Genomic DNA, 25,090 nt, shown 5'->3' on the forward strand with positions numbered 1-25,090 from the left:
CAACACCATCTTTTTCTCCAATTTTCTTCAGTAAAGATTCATTTGAAGAAACAGCGATGACTTTATAATAATCTTTCATAAAAGCCATCTGCTTGTCTAATAGCTTATCCAAAGATATTGGAACTGTGGTTATGCGAATGAGCTTATTCATGATTTTTTAATAGAGAAGATACATTCAATATTATTATTACAATTCAGGATTTTCTTTCTTGAATAAATCTTGTTTGACTAAATAGTAAAAGAAGATTAGTAATAACCATATAGGCAATCTCCGAAGGATATCTCCCCCTAGCATATATACCAAGATGGGTATCGTTGCTGAAAGAATTAGGTAATTTTGTCGTATCGTCTTTATATAATAAGCAGAACTAAATAAAAATAAACACCCACCTACTATTCCGGATTGGAGTAAAAGAGATAATATTGTTTGATGAGCATCCCAAAAATCGGCATCATAATATAAATGGGGCCCTGGTCCAAAGCCCAAAACAGGAGACGCTTTTAAAGTATTAATAGCTATACTATATAAATTACTTCTACCATCCGCGACATCTTCCTCTTGAAATATGTTAAGGAAATATTTTATTATAAACTCATATTCATTCAGAAAATAAATAATTCCTATTATGGCAATAGCGAAAAATAGAATAAAACAGATTTTTTTATTTAATAATCTTAAGATACGAAATGCTATGAAAAAACAGAGACCTCCCAAAACCCCTAAATAAGCTTTAAATGATCCCGTTTCAAATGCCATTTTTATCAATAACAAACAAAAGAATATGCACAATATCTTTATTAACCAGTCTTTTTCTCTAAAATAAATAAGAATACCTAAAAAAATAAGAGGAGAAATAATCATTGATATTTGATGCAGATTGTTTACTAAAGGAGCAAAATGACCATAATACCTCAAAGGCATACCTGCTATAGTATCCCAGAAAAGACTTAAAATATACAAACAAACCAAGATTGAGGAAAGGTAAAGAAACACATACCGCAGTATCTTGTATATATCTACTTTATTCGTATTTACAAGTCCTTCAATCGTTAAACAACTTATAAGAATCATGAAATAGGCAGCAATATCAAATGAAGCTGTATCTAGCGTTCCATAGGTATAATCTAAGATAAACAGATGATATAAATGCCCTAAAAATAAACACAATAAAAAAATAAACCAGAATCTAGAGAATACATATTTAGATGTAATATCTAATTTCTTTAAGTTAAATAAAAACAAAAACAAAATTAGTATTTCTCCAACTCCAATAAATCCTATCCGTAATACTGTAAAAGGACAAATAATAGTAGCAAAGATCAAACACTTTTCATATTGATTCATAATCAAATATATTTTTCAACTTTTTCTTTATACTTATTTAAGTTCTTCCTTGCTGATAAAATTTGAAATATCGAGTTTTTATTTAATCTTTTAATATACCATTGAAAATCACGCTTCTTTTTTCTATCATTAATGTAACTATTTATTTGTTCATTTCTAGATATAGTATATTCACTATCAACATTTTCTAAAGCATTGGAATAAAGTCTCATTTTATCTATAATGGAAGTATCCCCTGTATCTAGTTTATTATCCCCTATAAAAATCGGTAACAAAGAATAATTAATAAGTTTATTATTTTCTATAGTCAATTCTAATATTACTGATTCTTTATTATTCAAAGATTGTTTGATTAAGGGCTTTTCTGATTTTGATGTATACACATCGTCAAAGCAAAAATTACCAAGACTATATGCCAATAAACTCTCCTTCAGGGTTTCTATTCCTTGCAGAACATGAGGATGATGTCCATAAAAGATTAAAGGGGCCTCTTCTGATAATTTTCGTGCAATTTTGACATGATCCGCATTGGGATAATTTATATGCTCTTGCCCACAATGGACACTAAAGATTGATAGATATCCATTCTTATGATTTTCATTTAATATGTTTCTAGCATACAAAAAGTCAAGTTCATTTATATCACAATCATCCGTATTAATTCGAGATGGATTTGTTGAATAACAACAGAATCCATTTAATGCAATATTATTAGTATCAAACTGTAGAAATAAAGATTCTTTAGTGCCAAAATATTTAATATTATTCTCTTCTAATATTTTTTTTGTATTGTAATAAGATTCTTTTCCATAATCAAAAATATGATTGTTCGCAATATTAACAACATTCACATTCAGATACTTTAATAATTCGACATTCTCTATTTCTGATCCAATATAAGCAGATTTATATCCATGAGGCTTTGCATTTGGTATCAAAAAAGGAGTTTCAAGGTTACCTATTACTAAGTCATACTTATTTAACTTTTCTGCAATTTCTGAAAAATATTCGTATAATTTTGAATTATTTTTCAATGAGAATTTACCAAAAAAAGCGATATCACCTAATAATGCAATTTTCATATTGATCTATTATTTTATTTTTAATGAGAGCAAATTTACCACTAGTTTCATTTGGAATATTTTCTGTAATCTTAATCTCTATATCCATATTATAACCAAATCTATATCTCATCTCTTCCATTATAGACTTAATATGGGACTCTTCAAATGAGTTGTCATCAACCATAATTAAAATCTCGATAGAATCGATGCTGTTTTGGATAAACTGCATTTTTTTTATATTATTTGGCATGCCTTTTATAACATCAGCTAAATGGCTTAAACTAACCAAACCTTTTTCTTTAGAAAAAAGAAAATCAACTTTTCTTCCACTAATATATTCTACTAAAGGATGAGAAGATCCACATTTACAAGTACTATCTTTAAAAGATATAATATCACCTATATTATATCTTATCAAAGGGGTGCCATGTGTAGTAAAAGAAGTAATTATCATTTGATTTCCAATGTCTGTTGGTAATGTCTCTATTACACCGGTATCTAGATTATAATGTAATTCACCACACTTACACTCTGTAATAAAAGGAGCACCTTCAGCTGACGCATATTGATTATAAATCTTAGTATTAAAAACATCCTCAATAAGTTCTCTATGTATAGGCAACAAAGTCTCAGAGGTCGTAAATATAGCTTGAGCTTGAAAAGACAATCTAATTTGATTATTCTTTATAAACTTTGATAGTTCAAATATAGCGGAAACGAAGCCGTTAATTACCTCTGGTTTAAATTTGTTTAAATCATCTATATAATAAGGAAGATTATCTTCTGTCATATTAAAAGTAGAATAAAGCCTTTGTTTATAAATATAATTATATCTCCAAAACACTTTTTTCTTCGGATTTGTAATAATCTCTCTACCACTGAATGTCGCTTTTTTTACTTTGAATGTATTTATACCCAAACGAGATTTAAAAGCATCTAGATAAGCCATTCGTCTTTGGAAATCATCTTTCGTATATAATACTTTTAGTGATTTTCCGGTTGTACCTCCTGTAAAACCAACAACAGCATCTTTTTCATTTATTGTGTATAATTTGTCGATATTTTTTCTAATGGTCTCTTTATCTATAATTGGAAGTATAGATAAATCTTTTACTGATTCAATTTTATTTGTATCAATATTAGAATATAAGTCTCTGTAAAAAGGACTATTTTCAACAGCAAATTTCAAGAAAAGACGTAATAAATTATTTTGATTTTCCTCTTCATTTTTAAGATTAGAGTAATCTTTTGCCATAAATTCTTTAAACGAATCATAGTATACCTTTCCATATCGTTGTCTATATATTTTATACCCATATAACGATACTATCAAATTTTGTATAGAAATTGGTACCCTCTTATATACTTTCTTAAATATATTATTCATAAGCTTAAATAAAAAGTTGATAATTGTACTTCTTTATTAGTAGCAAAGAATATCTCCAATTCTTATCTTTTATTATATATGCAAATATCCTTTTGATAATTTGATATTTATAATAATTACGTTCAGAACCTTTGGCTACTTTTAAATCTATATTAAAAAGTCGAATATTTTCAACAGGGCATCTTTTTAGTGAAACTCGATTTTCAGCTTCTAACCTATATAAAGATGTATATACTAAAGACTTGACAAAGCTATATTTCTTAGCTAATCTGCACCACATATCCAAATCTCCTCCTAGTTTATAATTTTCATTGAAATATCCAACCTCCAAGAAACAATTCTTGTTAATAACAGAAGAGCTTGATGTAATAATTCTTTCTTTTTTTAATGCATCTACAAAATAATCTTCAATTACATATGAAACAAATTGATTCGTATATTCTTCATCCGTATTTCTTATAGATGTCGCAAAAACGCTCTTATCAGGATATTTTAAAATAAGTTGAGAAATAATAAATAAGTGATCTTTTTCCCACAAATCATCGGCATCAATGAATGCAATCCATTCTCTTTTTGCCATCTTAATTCCATAATTTCTAGCACTACATTCTCCTCCGTTTTCTTTAGTAAATATTCTTATTCTCTCATCCTTAAACTTCTCTACTACTGTCAAGCTTTTATCTTTCGACCCATCATTTACAATTATTAACTCAAAATCCCGAAAGCTTTGATCTAATATTGATTGTACTGTAGATTCTATACTTAATTCTTTATTATATAAAGGAATAACAACTGAGAACATATTATTATTTTTTAAAATTATCTTTTAAGATTATCATTAAATAAGCGAAATCTTTTTTGAAAACAATATACCCCAGAAAAAAGACCAAGAATACAATTCCAGTTCCAAGCAACATATTTATATAAACATTTAGTTCATAAACCGTTTGAACTAAATTAACGATAATAGCTGTCGATATAAATATGATAAGAAGTCGACAAAACATCATTAGCTGAGATAACATTCTATAATTTGAAGCTCGTTGTACCTGATAGGATATAAATAGATAACTAAAAACAGAATGAAGCACAATAAGCCATAAAAGAATCTTTATTCCATATATTATTCCCAAAATAGTTATTGGAATAATTGCTATTTTAGTAATTAGTTCTGAAGTCAAATAATATTTTGTTTTTCTTATGACTGCTAAAAAGTTCAGATTCATAAAATAAGCAGGTAGAAACAAGCCTGACAAAGAAATAATTTTCAGATATTCTATAGTAGGAAACCACTTATCGCCCAACAATATAATAATAATTGAATCTGCACAACAAAATAGAATTGCCATTAAAAATGTGGTAATAAATATGGTACCTAAAAGAAACTCTTTAAAGCCTATAAGTTGTTTTTCTTTTTCCATGGCAGATAAAGAAGCGAAGCTTACTCGCGTTATTGTATTCGATATATTTATAGATGTGATATTCTTAAAACTATCGGCCCTAGTATAATATCCTAATACAATGGGAGAAAACCATTTTCCTATTATGAAATAGTAAAAATTATTATATAATGTATTTAATAATTTTGAGAAAAATAGATTTATTCCATAGCCAAACATTTCTTGGAATGACTTTGTATTAAATACAAACAATGGCCTCCATGGAGAGATTATATAGAATAACAATACAGTCAAAATCTGCCCAATCACAATTCTATAAACTAGACTTAATATACCAAATCCATTAAAAGCCATATATATAGAAATCGCTCCACTTATCAATACAGAAATTAAAGATACAAGTGTGATAGTTTTAAAATCTATTTTTTTTACATGCATTGTACGTTGGATAGAGGATAATGAAAAAAAGATAAGACTTAGGGCTGTAATACGTATTAATTCAACAAGCTTTTCTTGATGAAAGAAAACAGCTATAAATGGTGCCAATAAAGATAATAAACCAAAGCAAAATATACCTATTGCCATATTTATCCAGAAAATAGTACTATAATCTTCTTGAGTCACATTTTGTTTATTTATAAGAGCATCACTAAGTCCTCCATCAACGAATACATTAGAAAGAGAAATGAAAATAGTAACGATACCTAATAATCCAAACTCTTCCGGTAATAATAATCGAGCAAGAATAATTCCAACAATAAAATTTATCAGCTGTTGTAATAAATTATCCGAAAAGCTCCAAAACAAACCATTTATAGTTTTACTTTTCATTTATTGTTTAAATCATATATAGTATCGCCTAATTCCATATCTTTAAATTCTCTATGCGCAACAGCTTTAACAATAGCATCAAACTTTCTCTTCGGAAATTCTTTTTCAATACTTAGCCCATATTCATGCTTCACTTCTTCCGGATTAGCCCAAGGATCATAAATTGTTATATTTGTACCGTATTCTTTGAGTTCGCGAATTACATCGACAACCTTAGTATTACGAACGTCGGGACAGTTTTCTTTAAATGTAATTCCTAGAACCAATATATTAGCCCCCTTTATTTGTATACCTTGTTTAATCATCTTCTTGACAACCTCACTAGCAACGTACTCGCCCATACTGTCATTCAGGCGACGACCAGCAAGTATGATTTCGGGATGATAGCCATATTCCTGCGCTTTTTGAGCCAAATAATATGGGTCTACACCGATGCAGTGACCTCCAACCAGCCCGGGTTTAAATGGAAGGAAATTCCATTTCGTTCCGGCAGCTTGTAGTACTGCATTGGTGTCAATATTCATTCTATCGAATATTTTCTTTAATTCATTTACAAATGCAATATTTATATCCCGTTGAGAGTTTTCAATAACTTTTGCCGCTTCTGCCACTTTTATAGTTGGAGCCAAATGCGTTCCTGCTTTAATAACTGAGGAATAAAGGGCATTCACTTTTTCTCCGACGTCAGGTGTAGAACCCGATGTTACTTTCTTAATTTTTTCGACAGTATGTTCTTTATCTCCCGGATTTATTCTTTCAGGAGAGTAACCCGCAAAAAAATCAACATTATATTTCAGACCTGAAATTTTTTCTACTACAGGAATACAGTCTTCCTCTGTAGCTCCGGGGTAAACTGTTGACTCATATATAACGATATCTCCTTCATTGATAACCTTCCCAACTGTTTCACTTGCTTTATATAAAGGGGTCAAATCGGGCCTATTGTTTTTATCTACAGGAGTTGGAACAGTTACTATATAATAATTACAGTCACTAATATCCTCTAAGTTACAAGAACAAAACAACCCAATATTGCCACTGTTTTCGTTTTTCAAAACAGACTGTAAAATATCAGCATCTACCTCTAAGGTATGATCAACACCAGACATTAATTCCTTAATACGAGCCTTATTAATATCAAAACCGACTACCGGATATTTGGTGGCAAAAAGCCTAGCTAGAGGTAAGCCTACATACCCTAGGCCAATAATTGCGATCTTAATTTTGTTCATTTGTGTTATTTTAAATTACTCCAATACCATTCTACAGCCTCTTTCAATCCTTCTTTCATACTATATTTCGGATTGTAATCTAACAAAGCTTTTGCTTTATCTATGCTTGCTAATGAATGCGGGATATCTCCAACTCTATTTGAGCCATGTATAATATCCACCTTTGCAATCTGAGGATCATACTCACTCAGATATTCTTTTAGATATTCTACCAATTGATTTAGAGTTGTTCGTTCTCCAAAAGCTGTATTATATATTGTATTTAATGCTGCGAGATTAGATGTAGTCAGAGCCAGCAAGTTCATCTGTATCACATTCTTTACATAAGTGAAATCCCTTGAATACTCACCATCTCCGTTGATTACGGGTGATTCGTGATTAATTAACCTCTTAACGAATAACGGTATAACAGCAGCATATGCTCCATTGGGATCTTGACGCTTTCCAAACACATTAAAATATCTTAGCCCAATACATTCAATTCCGTATGTACGTGAAAACACATCAGCATAAAGTTCATTAACATATTTAGTTATTGCGTATGGAGATAATGGTTTGCCAATAACGTCTTCTACTTTGGGTAACGAGACAGAATCTCCGTAAGTAGAAGAACTTGCAGCATAAATAAACCGCTTAACGCCAGCTTCTTTTACTGCGAATAGTATATTTAAGAAGCCCGAAACATTGACTTCGTTACTGGTTATCGGATCTTTTATAGAACGGGGAACAGAGCCTAAAGCCGCTTCATGAAGAACGTAATCAACGCCTTTTATAGCATTTAAACAATCATCATAATTGCGAATGTCCCCTACTATTAACCGAAAGTTTTTTTTATCAAAGAATGGAAGTATATTTTCCATTTTACCTGTAGAAAAATTATCAAAACAGATAACCTCACAATTGTACTTTAATAACTCTTCGCAAAGGTTAGAACCTATAAAGCCGGCTCCTCCGGTAATAAGAATTCTTGAATTATCGAGTTTTTGATTTTGAATCATATCCATATTCTTTTCCATATCCATATCTGTAACTACTATCTAAATATGAATCATTGAGCACCAGATACATATTTATTAATTTACCTTCACCTTTTTGCATATTCATGAAGTCTACAGCAGCTCTAGGTGTTACATTTTCTCTAACAATATACAATGTAACATCCACATACTCATCAATTAGATATGTATCCGAGACTAATCCTACCGGAGCAGTATCAAATATTACAAAATCAAACTCTTCTCTTGCTTCGAGCATAAATTCTTTTAAGCGTGGTTCCATTAATAACTCATTCGGATTAGGTGGAATAGTTCCGGCCACCATCACTTTCAAGTTATCATTTAGCCCCGAATCATTAACATAGTTTCGCCAAGAATCATCACTAACTAGATAATCACTCAAACCTTTGTTTCTTGATACTTGAACATAATTTCTGAGTTTTGGATTTCTTATGTCCCCACCTACTATTAAAACTTTTTTACCCGATAGAGCAAAGCTCATCGACAAGTTGACACTTATAAAAGTTTTTCCTTCACCGGAAGCAGTAGAGGTCACTAATATTGTTTGATTTACTTTATGCTTAAGGATAAAATTTAAGTTATTTCTTAATGACCGGAACATCTCTGCGATACCGGAACTTTGATTTGATCTGATTACGACCTGATCCTTAACCTCATTTTTCCCTACCTGTCCGATAATAGGTACTTCCGATAATCTTTCAAGTTCACTTCTACTTCTGATCTGAACTTTGAATAGGTTGATTAAATATATAATTACAATCGGACATAAAAAACCGAGTATTAATACCGAAAGAACAATGATATTGGACTTAGGGGCTATCGGATGAATATCTTCGAGTGGTGAAACGATTATACGTGCCTTATTCGCGGTTGAAGCAATAGACAAATTAGTCTCTTCTCGTTTTTGCATTAGGAATAAAAATAAGTTCTCTTTAATCCGCTGCTCCCTTACTTTTTCGATGAGTCCTCTTTCTTGTTGAGGGACCGACAATACTCTAGATTTGGTAGATGATGATTGCTTCAATAAATCTTGTTTCGATATATTATATGTCTGCTTGACATTTTTTAGAGAGTTGGATATGCTACTACGCATATTATTTATATCATCAGTTAGTCTTATACGTGTAGGGTTTTCTTCACCCAGCCCTTTTAACTGAACTTCTGAAACAAGTAGCTTATTGTTGTAATCATTTATTATTTGAGCCAAACCGAGATCAGCAATTCCAATGTTAGGTATCACTGAAAATTTATTTGCAGGATTTTGCACAAAACGCTCTATTAAAGATATCACATTGAGTTGGGTTTCTACCTCCAATAACTTTTGTTCATTTTCACCTGTTTGTTGTACAAACAGCTGTGCTTCTGTGCTCAGATCTGTTATTTGATTCTTTTGTTTAAAATCAACAACATTCTCTTCTGCATCTCCTAGTTCTACCGATATTTCTTTCAATCTATCATTAATAAAGATTGCAGTATTGTATGCTATCTCATTCTTTATGTTTACGTTCATTTCATTATACTGCTTCACAAGTTCTCTAAGAATAGCAGCACCCTTGGCAGTATTATTACCAATCAATCCTATATTAAGAACAGAAGACGTTTTACTTGTTGGCGAAACTGATAATGCGCCATTTAGAGCAGAAACAGTAGAGTATATATCATTTATCTGAACATAGTATTTTTCATGTTCAATTACGTTTTTACCTGTCAATTCAATTTTGATAGCGGCATCGTCTAACTTTATTTCGTTCGGAAGAGACTCATATTTTTCATTTATTTTTTTCTCCTCTGAAGCAAATAGATCTTCATATGTCCCGCTAATTTCATATCCCGTTCCATTTTTCTGTATATAGAATTGAATATTTCCTATTCCTTTTTTATCTACAGGTTCTAAAGTGACATGAAAAGGCGTTTGATTGTATAATTCAACCTTTCTAAGTCTCTGCGTAATATAATATACAGTTTGCAAATTCAGTGTATCTACAACAGAACGCATCAAATCGGGAGAAGATAAAATTGCAACTTCGTTTTCTATATTGTTTGTTGTAGAAAGCAAACCGAGAGCCTCTAAATCAAACTCTGCAGCTGCATTTCCTTTACTTGTTCCTTTATCCTCGTTCAGCAATATAGAAAGTGAAGATTTATACTGCTTTTGAGTAACAAGAATGATTGTGACCCCAATAATCAAAAACACAGCTACTGATAGAATAAACCATTTCCAGTAGCGTAAATAATCAAATATGATATCAGTTACAGAAGTTGAAGCACTTGTATCTTTCCAGTTTTTATTGGTTTCCATTTAATTTAGCGGGTTATGATAGCAATTACTGAGATTACGATTGATAATGCGGATAAACTAATCGATTCAAAGGTTCCAAATCGAGAATTATTTCCTTTTGCTTTATTAGTTTCAACATATAACTTGTCATTTTGTTGTAAATAAAAGAGATCTTTATTAAGCACTAAGTTCTTATCTTGCATATCAATCCGATGCATCGCAATTTCTCCATTCTCTTGTATTCTAAGCAACAACACATTATCTCTACGTCCGTATATTGTCATATCTCCGGCTGCCGCCAAAGCATCTAAGATCGTCATTTGACCATTGGGTGTCGTATATACTCCGGGTCTGGCTACTTCGCCAAGAACAGATACTCCAAAATTTATGAACCGAACATTTACGATCGGTTTTTCAGCTATATATCGTGGATAAATTAACGATACAATGTAATCTTGGGCCTCTTTAGACGTCATTCCACCAATACTTAATTGCCCTAATATTGGAAAATTTATTTTCCCGTCTTTATCTACCAAATAATTTTGCAAACTCCCTGCTGTACTCGAATATGTTGCCGTTGTTTGTATTACAGAGCTCAAATTAGTAGGTACCATCGGTAGGTTGAAATCTGTTGCAGCACCAGGTATATTAGAATTGACAGTAATGGTAATTATATCATTAGGCATTATTTTCGCTTCATGAATAGCAGCCACGCTTGATAAAATTTCAGGGGAAACTGTTTCTGCGTTCTTTAAATAAGGCAACTGTTTATAACCCGAACATGAAGCTAAAAAAACGACTAAGAAAAAAACTATTAATGAGTGAAGAATTCTGAGCAAACTCCTTTTTGGTTTCATTGTGTTAAAATAAATAATGTTTTATAAAAGAGATTTCCTGCCAAAGATAATTTATTTTTTATCTTTTTTGACTAAAGAAAAAATAATAACTTTTTAAGAAATGGAATCAACATTAAATAAATAAAAAGGAAAAAGCCTGAAAAAAAATAAGAAATCAGGTGAAAAAAATCTTGAAAGTGTTATTGTATCTAAGATTTAAGAATTCGGGTATTAATCAAAAAAATGCTGTAAAATTTTACAAAAAAAGAAAACAAATCGTTTAAAACCCTCATCAAATTAACCTTTATTTACACAACTTTAACAATATCAATATCCACGATCATAATAAAGGATTTAAGACTCAAACTATGAGAAAAACAACATTTATTCACTTTAATCACTCACTATTAAAATTTTAGTCTAACATACCTCTAATAATAGTTTCCATTTTTTCTATAGCATTATCCCAACTAAAACGAAGCACATATTCATGTCCTCTTTTAGCCAAGTCTATGCGATATTCGTTATCCTTAATTAAACAGCAAATTTTATCAGCCATATTTTTCGCATCACCCGGTTCTACCAACAATGCCGTTTCTCCTTCAACCGCATATTCTTTATGCCCTTCTATATTGGTGCAAATAAGAGCACATCCACAAAACATAGATTCTACAGATACCAGGCCAAACCCTTCAGTAAAGCTATTGGATATAAATATAGAGTTACGATTATAGATTGCACACAAATCATCCGGATCTCTATGATAATGAATCCAGTCGGGCAAATCTTCAGGTGAGGGATAAATGCCGAATAAATCAACATTAAGCTCCGGAATCTGCTCTTTTACAAGATGTAGTGCTTCTAACCCATATTTAGAACCTTTTATTTCTTGAACAGAATACATCATAGCAACGGTTGCAATTTCTCTATTCTCTACTCTTTCCTTAATGTAATATACATTGTTGTCAACTCCATTTTCAATCAATTCTACTCTATTATTGGTATGCTTAGCTACTATTTTTTTTAAATAAGAAGCAACAACGATATTAACCGTATCTTTCAAGTTATACGAAGAGTAGAGTAAATCTTCATGTCCTTCCCAATTTTCATAGCCTTGTATAAGGTTGATTTTTTTACCTTTTTCTGGAGATAGTGTTCCCATATCCAATACGGTAGACCACCAAGTAGCAATAACAATATCAGCATCAACCACATACTTATCCTTTACTTCTTTTACATAAGACATCGTAATATCCGGATCAAACTCGAACCATTTATTTCTATCAAATCGTTCAATTTTAGATAAAATACAGCGTACGAAGTATGGAAAACGGTACTTCATATACTTTGTTTTGATAGGAAATGTTAGATGAACTTGATACCCCATGTAAGCCAATCGATTAGCATATTCGTACATAACACGAAATCCACCTGCCGGACGACGAGGCTTGAATGGTAGTATAAAATTGATTTTTATATTGTTCTTCATTTCTTCATCTTTTCTTCACAAATATAATGAGTTTAGCAATTCTTTTATCATTATTAAAACTCTTATTTAGAAACTCTAAAAACAATACAGCGAACATAAAATTAAAATAAAATAAATTTTATTAAACATATATTTAATATTATTAAATAAAATATTATGTTTGTAAAAAAAATGCAGTAAATATGTTACCATGTAATTGTCCAAGTTGTAAAACACAATTAAAAGTAAAAAGCCTTGTTTGTGAAAACTGTGCAACAGAGGTGCACGGTCTCTATGCACTCCCCATACTAGCCCGTCTGTCTGTAGAAGATCAAGACTTTATTCTAAAATTTGTGAAAAATAGTGGAAGTTTAAAAGAGATGGCTAAAGATTTAAAATTGAGTTACCCTACCGTGAGAAATTTATTAGACGATATAATTGATAAACTAAAAGAATATGAAAAGTAAATCTTCTGTGACAAGCTGGTTATTCAAACCATTTCAATACATTGCCGGTACAAAAGCTCTTATACTAGGGCTAATCGTTATGTTATTACTATCGGTTTTGGGGTATTTGGGAAATACTCATTTCAATGGAGTGATCGGGATGCAATATGCGCCACCAAATCAACCTCAACACTATGCAGTCCACATAGTTTATCAGATCATCACCCTCATTTCTATGACCGTGATTTTCTATATTGCGGCCCGTATTGTATCCAAATCTTCTGTCCGTATTATTGATATTGCAGGCACAATGTCTTTATCACAAGCACCCCATATCTTGTTTGGGCTAGTAGGCTTAATACCTGCGGTTCATTTAGATTTTGGAAATATGAATGCAGTAAATACAAATGAAATATTTTCTATACTGAAAGATAATATTGGAATATTAGTAATAGCCTCTCTACTGTCTATTATAATATTAGCTTGGTCCATTGTTCTTAAATACAATGCCTATTCCGTTTCGGGTAATATAAAAGGAGTTATTGGAGGAATCTCTTTTACAGCAGCTCTTATTGTATCCGAAATATTAATTAAAGTACTTATTTTTATAACCATACCTTATTTACATTAAAAAAACAGACCACTATGAATTGTAAAAAACTATCACTCTTTTTACTATTACTCTTATCCCTAAATATATCAGCACAATTAATCGTTAGTGAAGAACCTATTATATTAAAAACGGAAACAGGCGATATATTTGGCTCATTAAAAGTTCCGAATAGTAAAACTCCTTTACCAATAGCAATTATTATAGCAGGTTCGGGACCAACAGACCGCAATGGAAATAGTCAACTTACTCAAAACGATGCATATAAAATGTTGTCTGATGAATTATTCTATAGTGGAATTGCTACACTCTGCTTCGACAAAAGAGGTATAGCAGCGAGCAAGTCTGCAATGAAAGAGGAATCGGATATCCGATTTGAGAATTATATTGAAGATGTAAAAGGGTGGATAGATTTATTATCGAAAGACAAGCGGTTTTGTAACATAATAATTATAGGGCATAGCGAAGGTTCGTTGATTGGGATGATTGCGGCAGAAAACAATCCAAAAGTTACAAAATACATTTCTATAGCAGGGATGGGTGTACCTTTTGATGTGATACTCAAAGAACAATTAGAAAAGCAATTGGCGGGACAGCCCCAAGCTACAAAAGATCTGATATTTTCTTATTTAGATAAATTGAAACAAGGTGAAACCATCTCAAATGTTCCTCCAACACTCAATGCTCTGTTTCGCCCAAGCGTACAACCATATATGATATCAGTAATGAAATATAATCCTCAGGAAGAGATAGCAAAACTCACCATTCCAACTTTAATTATACAAGGAACAACAGACATACAAGTACCTACAGAACAGGCAAACCTACTATCTGTAGCAAATCCTAAAGCCAAAAAGGTTGTTATAGAGAATATGAACCATGTATTGAAAGACTGTAGAAGTAGCGACATGGCAGAACAAACGCCAACATACAGCAACAAAAGTATTCCGCTAAACAAAGAAATAGGAAAAGTTATAATAAACTTTATAAAAAATTAGAAAGCGAAAGAGAGGAATTACTTTCCTCTCTTTAGTTTTTGTATAATAATATCTGCAGCTCTTTGCGACGCTCCAGACTCACCCAATATTTTTATAACTTCATCATAGTCGGCTAACATCGTTTCACGATAAGTTTTGTCATTCAAAAGCTTATTAACTTCCTCCCTAATTGTATCTACTGAGAAAAATTTGGCAAAAAGCTCTTGTAACACTACCCTATCGGCTATCAGATTTACCAACGAAATATATTTTGTATGAAGTATATTCTTGAATGCCCAATAAACCACATGAGGAATAGGCGTTTTGTAACAGACAACTTGCGGAACTTTAAATAAAGCTGTTTCTAATGTAGCTGTGCCGGATGTCACCAATGCCACATCAGCATACTGCAAAAGTCTGTAAGTTTGGCTAAATACAATTTTACAAGAATTACCACCTATATATTCTTTGTAATAATCAGGATCTATACCGGGTGCTCCGGCTATCACAGCCTGATAATCTTTAAAGCCTTCAATTGCCTCGAGCATAGCGGGCAGATTATCTTTTATTTCTTGTTGGCGGCTACCTGCAAGTAATGCTACAATAGGTTTATTATCTAAGTTGTTTTCCGCTATAAACTTATCTTTAACGTCATTCTGATTCTCTTCTCTAAAATTGGCTACAGCATCTACCACAGGATTCCCCACATAATCGATACGATAGTTATGCTTCTTATAGAAATCGACTTCAAAAGGAAGAATAGAAAGCATTTTGTCAACATATTTTTTAAACGATTTCACCCTATATTCTTTCCAAGCCCATACTTTTGGGGAGATATAATAATATACAGGAATATTGGTATGCGTTTTAATATATTTGGCAACTTTCAGATTAAATCCGGGGTAATCGATCAATATCAACACATCGGGATTAAACGCCATAATCTCCTTTTGACACATCTTCATATTACGAAGAATAGTCCTCAGATTGAGAAGTACAGGAATAAATCCCATAAAAGCCATTTCGCGATAATGTTTTACTAGTCGTCCTCCCTGAGCCAACATAAGGTCCCCTCCCAGAAAGCAAAACTCAGCTTCTGCATCCTGAGCCTTGAGTGCTGCCATCAAGTTAGACCCATGCAAATCTCCCGAAGCCTCTCCTGCCACCAAAAAATATTTCATTGTGTTGTAATTTTATCAATAGAGAATTAAAGAATGGCTTCCCAAGACTTTATTGAGGCAATAAGATCATGATTTGTCATATCCACCTTCACCGGCACAACTGAAACATACCTGTTAGCCAAAGCCCATTCATCCGTCATTTCATCACTAGGCTCATCATTCTCAAAGTTTCCTGTCAACCAATATATATCTTTATCAGCGCCATCTTTCGACTGCATAAATTCATTCACCCACTGTCCGGATGTCTGACGACAAACACGGATTCCTTTTATATCGTCTCCTTTCGGAATATTTACATTCAAACATGTTCCACTAGGTAGCCCATCTTCCAATACTTGCTTGGTAATAGAGTGAATATATTTTTTTGAGTAAGTAAAATCAGCATTGTGGCTATGATCAAGCAACGAAAATCCAATAGATGGTATTTTAAATACCGCTCCTTCTATTGCTGCTCCCATTGTTCCCGAATAAAGGACAGCTACTGCTGCATTCGAACCATGATTTACACCCGAAAGAACAATATCAGGTCTGCGTTCAGCCAGTTCACTTATGCCTAACTTTACACAGTCCACAGGAGTTCCTGTTGTCGCATAGACTTTGACATTCTGGCTTTCACTTATCAAATATACCCGTAATGGCTGTAATGATGTTATTGCACTCGACATTCCCGAACGAGGTCCATCGGGTGCTACAACTATAATATCTCCTAAATCTTTTACGCTATCTATCAATGCTTCTATACCTTTAGCCTGATAACCATCGTCATTCGTAATCAGTATCAGAGGCTTCTTATTCTCCATCTATCTTTATTTATCATTAAAAAACAAAACTAAGAACTAAAAATTAAATTTCAGTTAAGAAACAAAGATACATCAATATTTTTAGAGCGTATTTATTTCCTTTGTAAAAAGAAATCGACGAAAGGAACGACTCCGAGCAGTCATATTTATCAACAAATAACTGTTTGTAATCTTATATTGCAGATTTATCTTATATAAGACATTATAGTGATCTGAAAGAAGTAAAAGTGACATTAAAAAAGAGCATAGCGACTGTTACTTTTGTTACTTTTCAACAACATTAGACATATAAATATATGATGTTCAACAATATACAAAACCATAAAAAAGTAACACCCATGTACGATAAAAAGCGTGACTTAAATGAATTATAGCCATTAAAAAACAAACTCTTTTTTGTGTTATTTACAAAAGGTTTGAAATGGCTTTAAATTATTATCCAGCGTCTTTGCGATGCAAACATATTTTGTAACTTTGGTATACTTTTTCAATTTATTAATCATTCAAAATATTCCCAACATGAGAAAAACAAGTACGGTCTTATTGCTTCTGCTGATTTTTTCGACCGCGATATATGCCCAACAGCAGTACCGCAAGCATGTCAGACCTACCAAAAATGTGATTGTGATGATACCTGACGGAACATCTATCGGTGTAGTTTCTGCCGCACGTTGGTATCAGATTTACAACAAGCTTGGAAGCAACAATTTAGCTATTGACCCTTATCTATGCGGCACTGTAAAAACATTTTCATCAAATGCTCCCATTGGAGACTCGGCTCCTACAACGTCTTGTTATATGACCGGTATGCCCCAACAGACAGGCAATGTATCCATCTATCCTGTTGCCGATCCTCAAAATGACTTAGTACCTGTAGATCCGGCAAAAGCTTACCAACCATTAGCTACAATACTGGAAGCTGCTAAACATCAACAAAACAAAGCTACGGGATTGGTTGTTACGGTGGAATTCCCGCATGCAACACCCGCAGACTGCTCTGCACACTATTATGCCAGAGGCAAATATGAATATATCGCATCACAAATGGCATATCAAAACTTAGATGTCATGTTTGGTGGTGGTAATTCTATACTTACTGACGACATTAAACAACATTTCAAAAACACGGGAACCAGACTTATTCAGGATGATTTAAAAGCTTTCCGTAACTTTAATGGAAAAGATAAAGTTTGGGCATTGTTCGGAGAAAGAGAGCTACCTTACGACATCGACAGAGACTCTACTTTAGTTCCGTCACTGAATGAAATGACTAAAAAAGCGCTAGACAGGCTTTCTCAGAACGAAAACGGCTTTTTCCTCATGGTAGAAGGCAGTAAAGTAGACTGGTCTGCTCACGGAAACGATGCAGTAGGGTGTATTACAGAATATTTAGCATTCGACAAAGCTGTTGCTACTGTTATGGATTTTGCCCGCAAGAATGGAGAAACAACTGTAATAGTTCTTCCCGATCATGGAAATAGCGGATTCACAATTGGTCGTAGAGACCTGAAAAGCTATGACAAGGCAACCATCGATCAATTATTCAAAAATGTATCGCAATACAAAAAAACAGGAGAAGGTTTGGAGCGTATCTTATTAAAATCGAAACCGGAAGACTTCAAAAGCATATTTAAAGAATATACGAATATAGACCTGAACGACGATGAATTAAACTTACTTCTCAGCTCTAAGAACTACCAAGAAGCTGACTATATGAAAGTAAGCAACAGCGTGAATATGGGTTCGAGTATTATCAATATAATGAATCAACATACATATTTCGGTTTCACAACGGGAGGTCATACAGGCGAAGAAGTCTTTCTCGCAGCTTATCATCCTGATGGTGATCTGCCTATAGGTATGAATACGAATGTAGAAATAAACCAATATCTATCTGACGCTATAGGGCTCAAAACATCTTTGAAAGATATGACAGAAGAAGTGTTTGCTAAACACACAGAAGTCTTCAAAGGATTAGAGTATAGCATCGATAAGTCTACTGATTTCCCTGTATTAAAAGTGAAGAAGGGAAATATGACGTTAACTATACCTGCGTTCAAGTCGGTAGTTTATCTCAACAATCAGCCAATCTCGTTGAGTACAGTGACTGTATACATAGACAAGAACGACACATTCTATGTTCCTAAAAGCCTAATCAACAAGCTATAAGAAGATAGTTATCCCCATATACAAAACAGCGACAAACTCAAAAGGGCTTGTCGCTGTTTTATTTATATAATCTAATTGCTATCAATCATTTATATCCATGATAATTGATGGAATAATAATAATCTAATGTACCTTGTTCCAACTGAGTAACGATGGCTTCTATTTCGGCATCTCTACCTTCAGGATCATACTCTGTTTTCAGGCTATTGCCAAACAATCCGGCAAAAGCATTATATACCCCGGCTTTGAAGCTACCAACCAAGGCTTTTACAATATTATATGACGAGGTATTACATTGACGATCGATAAGCTTCACTAACACCTTACCCTGATTCTTGGTCATTTTCTTCATCTTGGGTTTATATTCCTCCATCATATATTTCTGCACATCGTTCATATACTTATCTCTTGCTTTATCATTGGGCAAGGATTGCATATATTCATAAGTTTCAACAATAGCAGCTGTAATCATCTTTGCATAAGGGTATGCTATGCGGACATCCCTTACGAGTTTTGAGTATTCCTGTCTTTGCTTGTTATTTTTAAACTTTATTGGAGCATATATATAAACCGGCTTGAGATTCATAATAGCAATCGTATCCCCATGATAGATAACTGCCATATCTATATACGTATCTTGCTTTTCCTGTGACTTGAGAGCCACAGAAACCAACAATAACAAGAAAAAAGAAAATACAATCTTTCTCATTGGGTTACGCAGTATAAATACAGTCCAAATATACAAGAAAAAAGAAAATTCAGATAAGGAATATCAAACTTAATTGCAGTTGAAGAGCTTAACGTCCAAACTTCAAATTTGAGAATAACGTTATTCCTCTCAGATAATAAGTAGCAAGAATACTTCTTGGGTAGATAGTTGCAGGATATTCAACAATCATTTTTTCAAGGTTTTCGTTTCTTGCAGACCGATACATCTTCCTGTTATTATAAAAGTCTTTATGGGCTCTAACAACCTCTTTTGCGTTAGCGTACTTTCCTGTTACAGCAAATTGGAACGCTGCTATATAATCCAATATCAGCCGTATAGTCATCACTTTCTTTAAGTTATCCTGAGGCAGATTTTTATAAAGCATTATAAGGTTATTCCTGAAATTGAGAAATGTTTTTCTGGGATTTTCCTTTTTCAATGTAGCGGCTCCCACATGATACACAACGGAAGAAGGTAAGCAAACAATACGCCTGCCTCTTGAGTTTAACCTCCAACAGAGATCAATCTCTTCCATGTGTGCAAAAAAGGATGAGTCGAACCCTCCTGCTTCAAAGAAGTCTGCAGAACGTATAATAAGACAAGCTCCCGTAGCCCATAAGATATCTATCGGCGTATCATACTGATGATGATCTTCTTCTATTTTCTGAAAAATACGCCCCCTGCAAAATGGATAACCATACTTGTCTAAGAATCCACCCGCAGCTCCTGCATATTCAAAACTAGCTTTGTTTCGTTGAGCCAATATCTTAGGCTGGACGGCAGCAACATCTGTATTTTCATCCAGATAGGATATAGTCGTCTTTAACCAGTTTTCGGTTACTTCAACATCAGAATTGAGAATAACAAAATATTCGGCAGCGACTTCTTTCAATGCAACATTATATCCTCCTGCAAAACCATAGTTTTCAGGCAGTCTTATCAATGATATTTGAGGATATGATGCCTCTAAGAAAGATAAAGAATCATCTGTGGAACCATTATCAGCCACAACAATTTCGACATCAGGAAAAGATGAATACCGTACAACTGTAGGTAGAAACTCTTCTAGTAACTTTTTCCCGTTCCAGTTAAGAATAACAATTGCTATTTTTTTCATTTATGTTGTGCTAATTCAACTTCCTTCCGAGTCATTTTCCATCGCTTGTGAGTCCATAGCCAATAAGCAGGATTACGCAGAATGGTTCTTTCCATCTCTCGTATATAAGTTTCTGTTATATAGAATTCGGGGGTATCCTGGGGCTTATCCGAAATCAATTTTACCGTTCCTTTATAATGCCCTCTTTTCACCTTTTCCATATCAAGATAAACGACAGCAAATCCGGTTTGTTTTGCAATACGCTCAACTCCTGTAAAAACAGCAGATTCTTGATTCATAAAAGTTGACCAATAATGTATGTTGTGAAAAGACGGCGTCTGATCAGCCATGAAGCCTATTAATATTTGCTGTTTTGCCTTTCTTAGCTTTACAATAACACGCAACGTTTCATTCTTAGCTATCCCGAACGAACCAAACCGACTACGTATCTTAAGAAACAAATCATCGACAGCCTTATTCTTCAAAGGTCTATAGATCTGTCCTAAAAGCTTATTCTGATCCTCTTTATTGCGAAACGACATGGTGATTGACGGAACCCATTCCCAATTACCATAATGCCCTAAGAACATTAAGGCAGAATTTCCATCCCTCATCAAATCTTTCACGATATCCATATTCTCAAAAACCATTCGCTTTTGCATCTCTTCATCGGAGATATGTAATAGTTTTAGAGTTTCTACAAAGTAATCGCAAAAATGATGATAAAATTCTTTCTCGATAACGTGCAACTCTTTATCAGTTTTCTCGGGAAAGCTATTTTTAAGATTGATGCGTACGACTTTCAATCTATAACGAATAACCTTATATACTAGAAAATAGAGGAAATCAGATAAAATATATAATGCTCTGAATGGTAACAGCGCATGCAAATACATCCAGATATACAATATATAATATAATATCTTATTCATCGTCAGATCTCAGTAAGAGCTGTTTTTATGGAATTAAAATCGCCCAAAGTTATCATTTTTATTTCATTCGCTTTATGTGCATGATACTGAGTTTCTACTTTTATATAATTCTCAGTAAAACCATACATAACGCTATCATGTTGAGTATGCTCAAATAACACTTTTCGCTTTGTACCTTGCTGCGACTGATAGAATGCCTGTAATTTTTCGTCTGATAGGTCAAGTAGAGCCTTACAACGTGCATGCTTAGTTTTAGGATCTACTTCGTGATCTATTTTCAAAGCCTGCGTATTCGGACGTTCAGAATATGTAAAAACATGCAATTGTGAAAAATCAAGACTTTCTAAGAAAGCTTTTGCTTCTTCAAAATATTCATCGGTCTCGCCTCTTGTACCAACAATAACATCAACTCCGATAAATGCATCAGGCATTACGGATTTAATCTTTTCTACTTTATGTCTGAATAATGCAGTATCGTAGCGGCGACGCATCAATTTAAGCACAGCATCCGAACCCGACTGTAAAGGGATATGAAAATGAGGCGCAAAACGTTTTGATTGAGCTACAAATTGTATAATCTCATCGGTAAGCAAGTTCGGCTCTATTGATGAAATCCGATAACGCTCAATACCCTCCACTTCATCTAAAGCTTTGACTAAGTCAAAAAAAGTTTCGCCGGTGGTTCTACCAAAGTCTCCTATATTTACACCTGTTAGAACAATCTCCTTCCCTCCTTTTTCAGCAACCTCTTTTGCCTGCTGTACCATACTTTCTATCGAACCATTACGGCTGCGTCCTCTGGCAAAAGGAATGGTACAAAAAGAACAAAAGTAATCACACCCATCCTGCACTTTCAGAAAATAACGGGTACGATCGTCCTGCGAACACGATGGAACAAATGACTTTATCTTATTCGTTTTAGAAGTATGTACGACCCCTTTATCTTTTTTCTTTAGTTCGTCAAGATAAGCTATTACATCAAGCTTCTGCTCCGATCCCAGTACAATATCCACACCTTTTATACCCGCAATATCTTCGGGTTTAAGCTGAGCGTAGCATCCTGTTACTATTACATAAGCACCGGGGTTTTCTTTAATCATTTTACGTACAGCCTGACGGCACTTCTTATCTGCAAATTCGGTTACGGAGCAAGTATTTATAACACATATATCTGCAACTTCCCCATCTCTGGATCTACGAACACCAACTTGGGACAATTGTCGCCCGATAGCTGATGTCTCTGCAAAGTTTAATTTACAGCCCAATGTGAGATAGGCTGCTTTTTTATTCTCAAAAATTGAATTATCTATCATTGTATATTACAGAACCTAATTTAATAATATTGAAATAAATAACTTTGTTCTACAAGTAATTTATTAATTATTGTCATACAAAAAGAGTACAAAATTACACAATTACGTGAAACTTTACATATAAAATAGTTGTAGATTATGATGATAGTCTCTATTTTTGCACAAAATTTATAAAAATGAGCAACAAATCATGATTGACAAGAATCTAATAACCTTATATGAAGACAGTTTTAGAAACAATTGGGACTTGAAGGGCTTGTCTGACTATTCCGAAAAAAAAACATTGTATTATAAAGATCTGGCTCGTGAAATAGCTAGAATACATATATTACTGGATGATGCTCAAATAGCAAAAGGAGATAAAGTTGCTCTTATTGGCAAAAATAATATTCCTTGGTGTGTTACTTATCTTGCCGTTATCACTTATGGTGCTACCATTGTACCTATCCTACAGGATTTCCATGCAGACAATATACAGCATATAATCAATCACTCTGAATCAAAATTATTATTCACAGCCAATAATATATGGGACTCTCTGGATGAAGATCATATACCGGGAGTAAGAGGAGTATTCTCTATTAATGATTTCAAGCTTACTTGCTTGCACGAAGGAAAAGGAGAAAAACTTTCCCTGGCGGTAGAAGAGTTAGACAAGAAAATGAAGGAGAAGTACCCCAATGGTTACTCTCCTAATGATATTAATTACGCTAAAGTAGATAACTCAGAAGTAGTACTCATTAATTATACTTCGGGAACAACAGGCTTTAGCAAAGGGGTTATGCTTACAGCCAATAACCTTGCAGGAAATATAACTCATGCTCAATATCTGAAATTACTATTCAGAGGACAAGATATCGTTTCTTTTCTTCCACTGGCGCATGCTTACGGCTGTGCGTTTGAATTTTTGTACTCCTTGACCGAAGGCTCGCACACGACACTACTAGGAAGAGCTCCTTCGCCCAAAATATTGACAGAGGCTTTTGCCGAAATAAAACCACACCTTATTATAACAGTACCTCTTGTTATTGAAAAAATATACAAAAAAGCAATTTTACCTAAGATAGAGAAGCCTGCAATAAAAATGGCCTTGAAAATTCCGATTGTAAAGGATCAGATTTATGCAAAAATAAGAAAAGGCTTAATAGATGCTTTAGGTGGCAATTTTCATGAAGTGATCATTGGTGGTGCAGCTCTAAATGGAGAAGTGGAAGCCTTTCTTCACAAAATCAAATTTCCGTTTACGGTTGGTTATGGTATGACCGAATGTGCTCCTTTAATTTCATACGAACATCATTACGATTTTATACCCACATCTTGCGGTAGGATATTGGACAATATTATGGAAGTCCGTATAGACTCGCAAGACCCATATAATATTGTAGGAGAAATACAGGTAAGGGGAGAAAATGTAATGAAGGGTTATTACAAAAATGAAGAAGCGACAAAAGCAGCCTTTACTGAAGATGGCTGGTTGAAAACAGGAGATTTGGGAACTATAGATAGAAATAACACCATTTTCATAAGAGGACGCAGCAAAACGATGTTGCTAGGCCCCAATGGACAGAATATATTCCCGGAAGAAATAGAATCTAAGCTTAACAATATGCCATTCGTATTGGAAAGCCTCGTCGTAGAGCGAAATGGTAAATTGGTTGCATTAGCTCATCCTGATTATGAAACTATGGATGCCGCCCATGTAGATCACGAAATGTTGCCGGCAATAATGGAACAAAACAGGCAAAACCTGAATAAGATGCTTGCAGCATACGAAAATATATCGGCAGTACAAATTTACCCGAGTGAATTTGAAAAAACTCCTAAAAAAAGCATAAAAAGATATTTATATGATAATTAGACAATTACAACCAATACAACAGTAAAAAAGTACCCCCCTCAGAAAAAAATAAAAAAAACACTAAAAAAAATATAATTGTGCTGTACAACATGTAAAGAAATATGTATATATTTGCATCGTGTTATCAGAAATTATAACTCAA

At 33.4% G+C, this 25,090-nt stretch carries 21 protein-coding genes; 5 read left to right on the top strand and 16 right to left on the bottom strand.

The window, feature by feature from the left end:
• Positions 1-187: 187 nt before the first annotated feature.
• From PKC55_RS12805 to PKC55_RS12850, 10 genes are all read right to left on the bottom strand, one after another.
• Entirely contained in the window at positions 188-1,345 is a 1,158-nt protein-coding gene (locus PKC55_RS12805; RefSeq protein WP_291129301.1) for an O-antigen ligase family protein, read from the bottom strand.
• Between the two features lie 2 nt (positions 1,346-1,347).
• On the bottom strand, positions 1,348-2,427 hold the full coding sequence (locus PKC55_RS12810) for a CapA family protein (RefSeq protein WP_291129298.1): 1,080 nt from the start codon (positions 2,425-2,427) through the stop codon (positions 1,348-1,350).
• Positions 2,405-3,664: a phenylacetate--CoA ligase family protein gene (locus tag PKC55_RS12815; RefSeq protein ID WP_291129295.1), complete on the bottom strand. Its 1,260-nt coding sequence runs from the start codon at positions 3,662-3,664 to the stop codon at positions 2,405-2,407. The genes PKC55_RS12810 and PKC55_RS12815 overlap by 23 nt, the downstream gene beginning before the upstream one ends.
• A 136-nt stretch (positions 3,665-3,800) precedes the next feature.
• Positions 3,801-4,598 carry a glycosyltransferase family 2 protein gene (locus PKC55_RS12820; protein WP_291129293.1) on the bottom strand — a complete coding sequence of 266 codons (798 nt, stop codon included), beginning with the start codon at positions 4,596-4,598 and terminating at the stop codon, positions 3,801-3,803.
• 4 nt (positions 4,599-4,602) lie between these two features.
• Entirely contained in the window at positions 4,603-6,027 is a 1,425-nt protein-coding gene (locus PKC55_RS12825; RefSeq protein ID WP_291129292.1) for a lipopolysaccharide biosynthesis protein, read from the bottom strand.
• The gene (locus PKC55_RS12830) at positions 6,024-7,259 is read right to left on the bottom strand and encodes a nucleotide sugar dehydrogenase (protein ID WP_291129290.1); all 1,236 of its coding nucleotides are present in this window, start codon (positions 7,257-7,259) and stop codon (positions 6,024-6,026) included. Before PKC55_RS12830 ends, PKC55_RS12825 begins: the two co-directional genes overlap by 4 nt.
• 5 nt (positions 7,260-7,264) lie before the next feature.
• Positions 7,265-8,257 carry an SDR family oxidoreductase gene (locus PKC55_RS12835; RefSeq protein WP_324373287.1) on the bottom strand — a complete coding sequence of 331 codons (993 nt, stop codon included), beginning with the start codon at positions 8,255-8,257 and terminating at the stop codon, positions 7,265-7,267.
• A complete protein-coding gene (locus PKC55_RS12840) occupies positions 8,232-10,574 on the bottom strand; it encodes a GumC family protein (protein ID WP_324373289.1) in 2,343 nt (780 codons plus the stop codon). Before PKC55_RS12840 ends, PKC55_RS12835 begins: the two co-directional genes overlap by 26 nt.
• A gap of 5 nt (positions 10,575-10,579) precedes the next feature.
• Positions 10,580-11,410, bottom strand: a complete 831-nt coding sequence (locus PKC55_RS12845; protein ID WP_291128098.1) for a polysaccharide biosynthesis/export family protein — start codon at positions 11,408-11,410, stop codon at positions 10,580-10,582.
• Positions 11,411-11,804: 394 nt separating this feature from the next.
• Entirely contained in the window at positions 11,805-12,878 is a 1,074-nt protein-coding gene (locus tag PKC55_RS12850) for a glycosyltransferase family 4 protein (RefSeq protein WP_291128100.1), read from the bottom strand.
• A 182-nt stretch (positions 12,879-13,060) separates the two neighbouring features.
• On the opposite strand from PKC55_RS12850, the gene PKC55_RS12855 reads away from it, so the two are divergent.
• From PKC55_RS12855 to PKC55_RS12865, 3 genes are read left to right on the top strand one after another with little or no spacing between them, the layout of a single operon-like run.
• Positions 13,061-13,324, top strand: a complete 264-nt coding sequence (locus PKC55_RS12855; RefSeq protein WP_135104380.1) for a DUF2089 family protein — start codon at positions 13,061-13,063, stop codon at positions 13,322-13,324.
• Entirely contained in the window at positions 13,314-13,934 is a 621-nt protein-coding gene (locus PKC55_RS12860; protein WP_291128103.1) for a hypothetical protein, read from the top strand. Before PKC55_RS12855 ends, PKC55_RS12860 begins: the two co-directional genes overlap by 11 nt.
• Before the next feature lie 14 nt (positions 13,935-13,948).
• On the top strand, positions 13,949-14,911 hold the full coding sequence (locus tag PKC55_RS12865) for an alpha/beta hydrolase (RefSeq protein WP_324373296.1): 963 nt from the start codon (positions 13,949-13,951) through the stop codon (positions 14,909-14,911).
• A gap of 17 nt (positions 14,912-14,928) precedes the next feature.
• Here PKC55_RS12865 and lpxB read toward each other — a convergent pair whose 3' ends face one another.
• Together lpxB and surE are read right to left on the bottom strand one after the other, a co-directional pair.
• Positions 14,929-16,071, bottom strand: a complete 1,143-nt coding sequence (lpxB, locus tag PKC55_RS12870) for a lipid-A-disaccharide synthase (protein ID WP_324373298.1) — start codon at positions 16,069-16,071, stop codon at positions 14,929-14,931.
• A 26-nt stretch (positions 16,072-16,097) separates the two neighbouring features.
• Complete coding sequence (surE, locus tag PKC55_RS12875) at positions 16,098-16,871, bottom strand: 5'/3'-nucleotidase SurE (RefSeq protein ID WP_291127306.1); 774 nt, start codon at positions 16,869-16,871, stop codon at positions 16,098-16,100.
• Between the two features lie 519 nt (positions 16,872-17,390).
• Here surE and PKC55_RS12880 point away from each other — a divergent pair.
• Positions 17,391-19,040 (top strand): alkaline phosphatase, encoded by a 1,650-nt coding sequence (locus tag PKC55_RS12880; RefSeq protein ID WP_135104375.1) that lies wholly within the window; start codon positions 17,391-17,393, stop codon positions 19,038-19,040.
• Positions 19,041-19,125: 85 nt separating this feature from the next.
• Here PKC55_RS12880 and PKC55_RS12885 read toward each other — a convergent pair whose 3' ends face one another.
• The 4 genes from PKC55_RS12885 to mtaB form a co-directional block, all read right to left on the bottom strand.
• A complete protein-coding gene (locus tag PKC55_RS12885) occupies positions 19,126-19,749 on the bottom strand; it encodes a DUF4294 domain-containing protein (protein WP_291127309.1) in 624 nt (207 codons plus the stop codon).
• An 88-nt stretch (positions 19,750-19,837) separates the two neighbouring features.
• Positions 19,838-20,866, bottom strand: a complete 1,029-nt coding sequence (locus tag PKC55_RS12890; protein WP_291127312.1) for a glycosyltransferase family 2 protein — start codon at positions 20,864-20,866, stop codon at positions 19,838-19,840.
• Positions 20,863-21,777 (bottom strand): lysophospholipid acyltransferase family protein, encoded by a 915-nt coding sequence (locus tag PKC55_RS12895; RefSeq protein WP_291127315.1) that lies wholly within the window; start codon positions 21,775-21,777, stop codon positions 20,863-20,865. Before PKC55_RS12895 ends, PKC55_RS12890 begins: the two co-directional genes overlap by 4 nt.
• Positions 21,778-21,779: 2 nt before the next feature.
• Positions 21,780-23,090, bottom strand: coding sequence for a tRNA (N(6)-L-threonylcarbamoyladenosine(37)-C(2))-methylthiotransferase MtaB (mtaB, locus tag PKC55_RS12900; RefSeq protein ID WP_324373303.1), 1,311 nt, complete (start codon positions 23,088-23,090; stop codon positions 21,780-21,782).
• Positions 23,091-23,280: 190 nt separating this feature from the next.
• Here mtaB and PKC55_RS12905 point away from each other — a divergent pair, with 190 nt between their 5' ends.
• On the top strand, positions 23,281-24,948 hold the full coding sequence (locus tag PKC55_RS12905) for an AMP-binding protein (protein ID WP_291127317.1): 1,668 nt from the start codon (positions 23,281-23,283) through the stop codon (positions 24,946-24,948).
• Positions 24,949-25,090: the final 142 nt, after the last annotated feature.

It is taken from the genome of Dysgonomonas sp. (assembly GCF_035323175.1).
Classification (GTDB): Bacteria; Bacteroidota; Bacteroidia; order Bacteroidales; family Dysgonomonadaceae; genus Dysgonomonas.

What these genes read in the sequence shown, in the direction of transcription:
- PKC55_RS12805 (WP_291129301.1), bottom strand. Translation starts at nt 1,345, where the DNA reads ATGAATCAATATGAAAAGTGTTTGATCTTTGCTACTATTATTTGTCCT.
- PKC55_RS12810 (WP_291129298.1), bottom strand. Translation starts at nt 2,427, where the DNA reads ATGAAAATTGCATTATTAGGTGATATCGCTTTTTTTGGTAAATTCTCA.
- PKC55_RS12815 (WP_291129295.1), bottom strand. Translation starts at nt 3,664, where the DNA reads ATGGCAAAAGATTACTCTAATCTTAAAAATGAAGAGGAAAATCAAAAT.
- PKC55_RS12820 (WP_291129293.1), bottom strand. Translation starts at nt 4,598, where the DNA reads ATGTTCTCAGTTGTTATTCCTTTATATAATAAAGAATTAAGTATAGAA.
- PKC55_RS12825 (WP_291129292.1), bottom strand. Translation starts at nt 6,027, where the DNA reads ATGAAAAGTAAAACTATAAATGGTTTGTTTTGGAGCTTTTCGGATAAT.
- PKC55_RS12830 (WP_291129290.1), bottom strand. Translation starts at nt 7,259, where the DNA reads ATGAACAAAATTAAGATCGCAATTATTGGCCTAGGGTATGTAGGCTTA.
- PKC55_RS12835 (WP_324373287.1), bottom strand. Translation starts at nt 8,257, where the DNA reads ATGATTCAAAATCAAAAACTCGATAATTCAAGAATTCTTATTACCGGA.
- PKC55_RS12840 (WP_324373289.1), bottom strand. Translation starts at nt 10,574, where the DNA reads ATGGAAACCAATAAAAACTGGAAAGATACAAGTGCTTCAACTTCTGTA.
- PKC55_RS12845 (WP_291128098.1), bottom strand. Translation starts at nt 11,410, where the DNA reads ATGAAACCAAAAAGGAGTTTGCTCAGAATTCTTCACTCATTAATAGTT.
- PKC55_RS12850 (WP_291128100.1), bottom strand. Translation starts at nt 12,878, where the DNA reads ATGAAGAACAATATAAAAATCAATTTTATACTACCATTCAAGCCTCGT.
- PKC55_RS12855 (WP_135104380.1), top strand. Translation starts at nt 13,061, where the DNA reads ATGTTACCATGTAATTGTCCAAGTTGTAAAACACAATTAAAAGTAAAA.
- PKC55_RS12860 (WP_291128103.1), top strand. Translation starts at nt 13,314, where the DNA reads ATGAAAAGTAAATCTTCTGTGACAAGCTGGTTATTCAAACCATTTCAA.
- PKC55_RS12865 (WP_324373296.1), top strand. Translation starts at nt 13,949, where the DNA reads ATGAATTGTAAAAAACTATCACTCTTTTTACTATTACTCTTATCCCTA.
- lpxB (WP_324373298.1), bottom strand. Translation starts at nt 16,071, where the DNA reads ATGAAATATTTTTTGGTGGCAGGAGAGGCTTCGGGAGATTTGCATGGG.
- surE (WP_291127306.1), bottom strand. Translation starts at nt 16,871, where the DNA reads ATGGAGAATAAGAAGCCTCTGATACTGATTACGAATGACGATGGTTAT.
- PKC55_RS12880 (WP_135104375.1), top strand. Translation starts at nt 17,391, where the DNA reads ATGAGAAAAACAAGTACGGTCTTATTGCTTCTGCTGATTTTTTCGACC.
- PKC55_RS12885 (WP_291127309.1), bottom strand. Translation starts at nt 19,749, where the DNA reads ATGAGAAAGATTGTATTTTCTTTTTTCTTGTTATTGTTGGTTTCTGTG.
- PKC55_RS12890 (WP_291127312.1), bottom strand. Translation starts at nt 20,866, where the DNA reads ATGAAAAAAATAGCAATTGTTATTCTTAACTGGAACGGGAAAAAGTTA.
- PKC55_RS12895 (WP_291127315.1), bottom strand. Translation starts at nt 21,777, where the DNA reads ATGAATAAGATATTATATTATATATTGTATATCTGGATGTATTTGCAT.
- mtaB (WP_324373303.1), bottom strand. Translation starts at nt 23,090, where the DNA reads ATGATAGATAATTCAATTTTTGAGAATAAAAAAGCAGCCTATCTCACA.
- PKC55_RS12905 (WP_291127317.1), top strand. Translation starts at nt 23,281, where the DNA reads ATGATTGACAAGAATCTAATAACCTTATATGAAGACAGTTTTAGAAAC.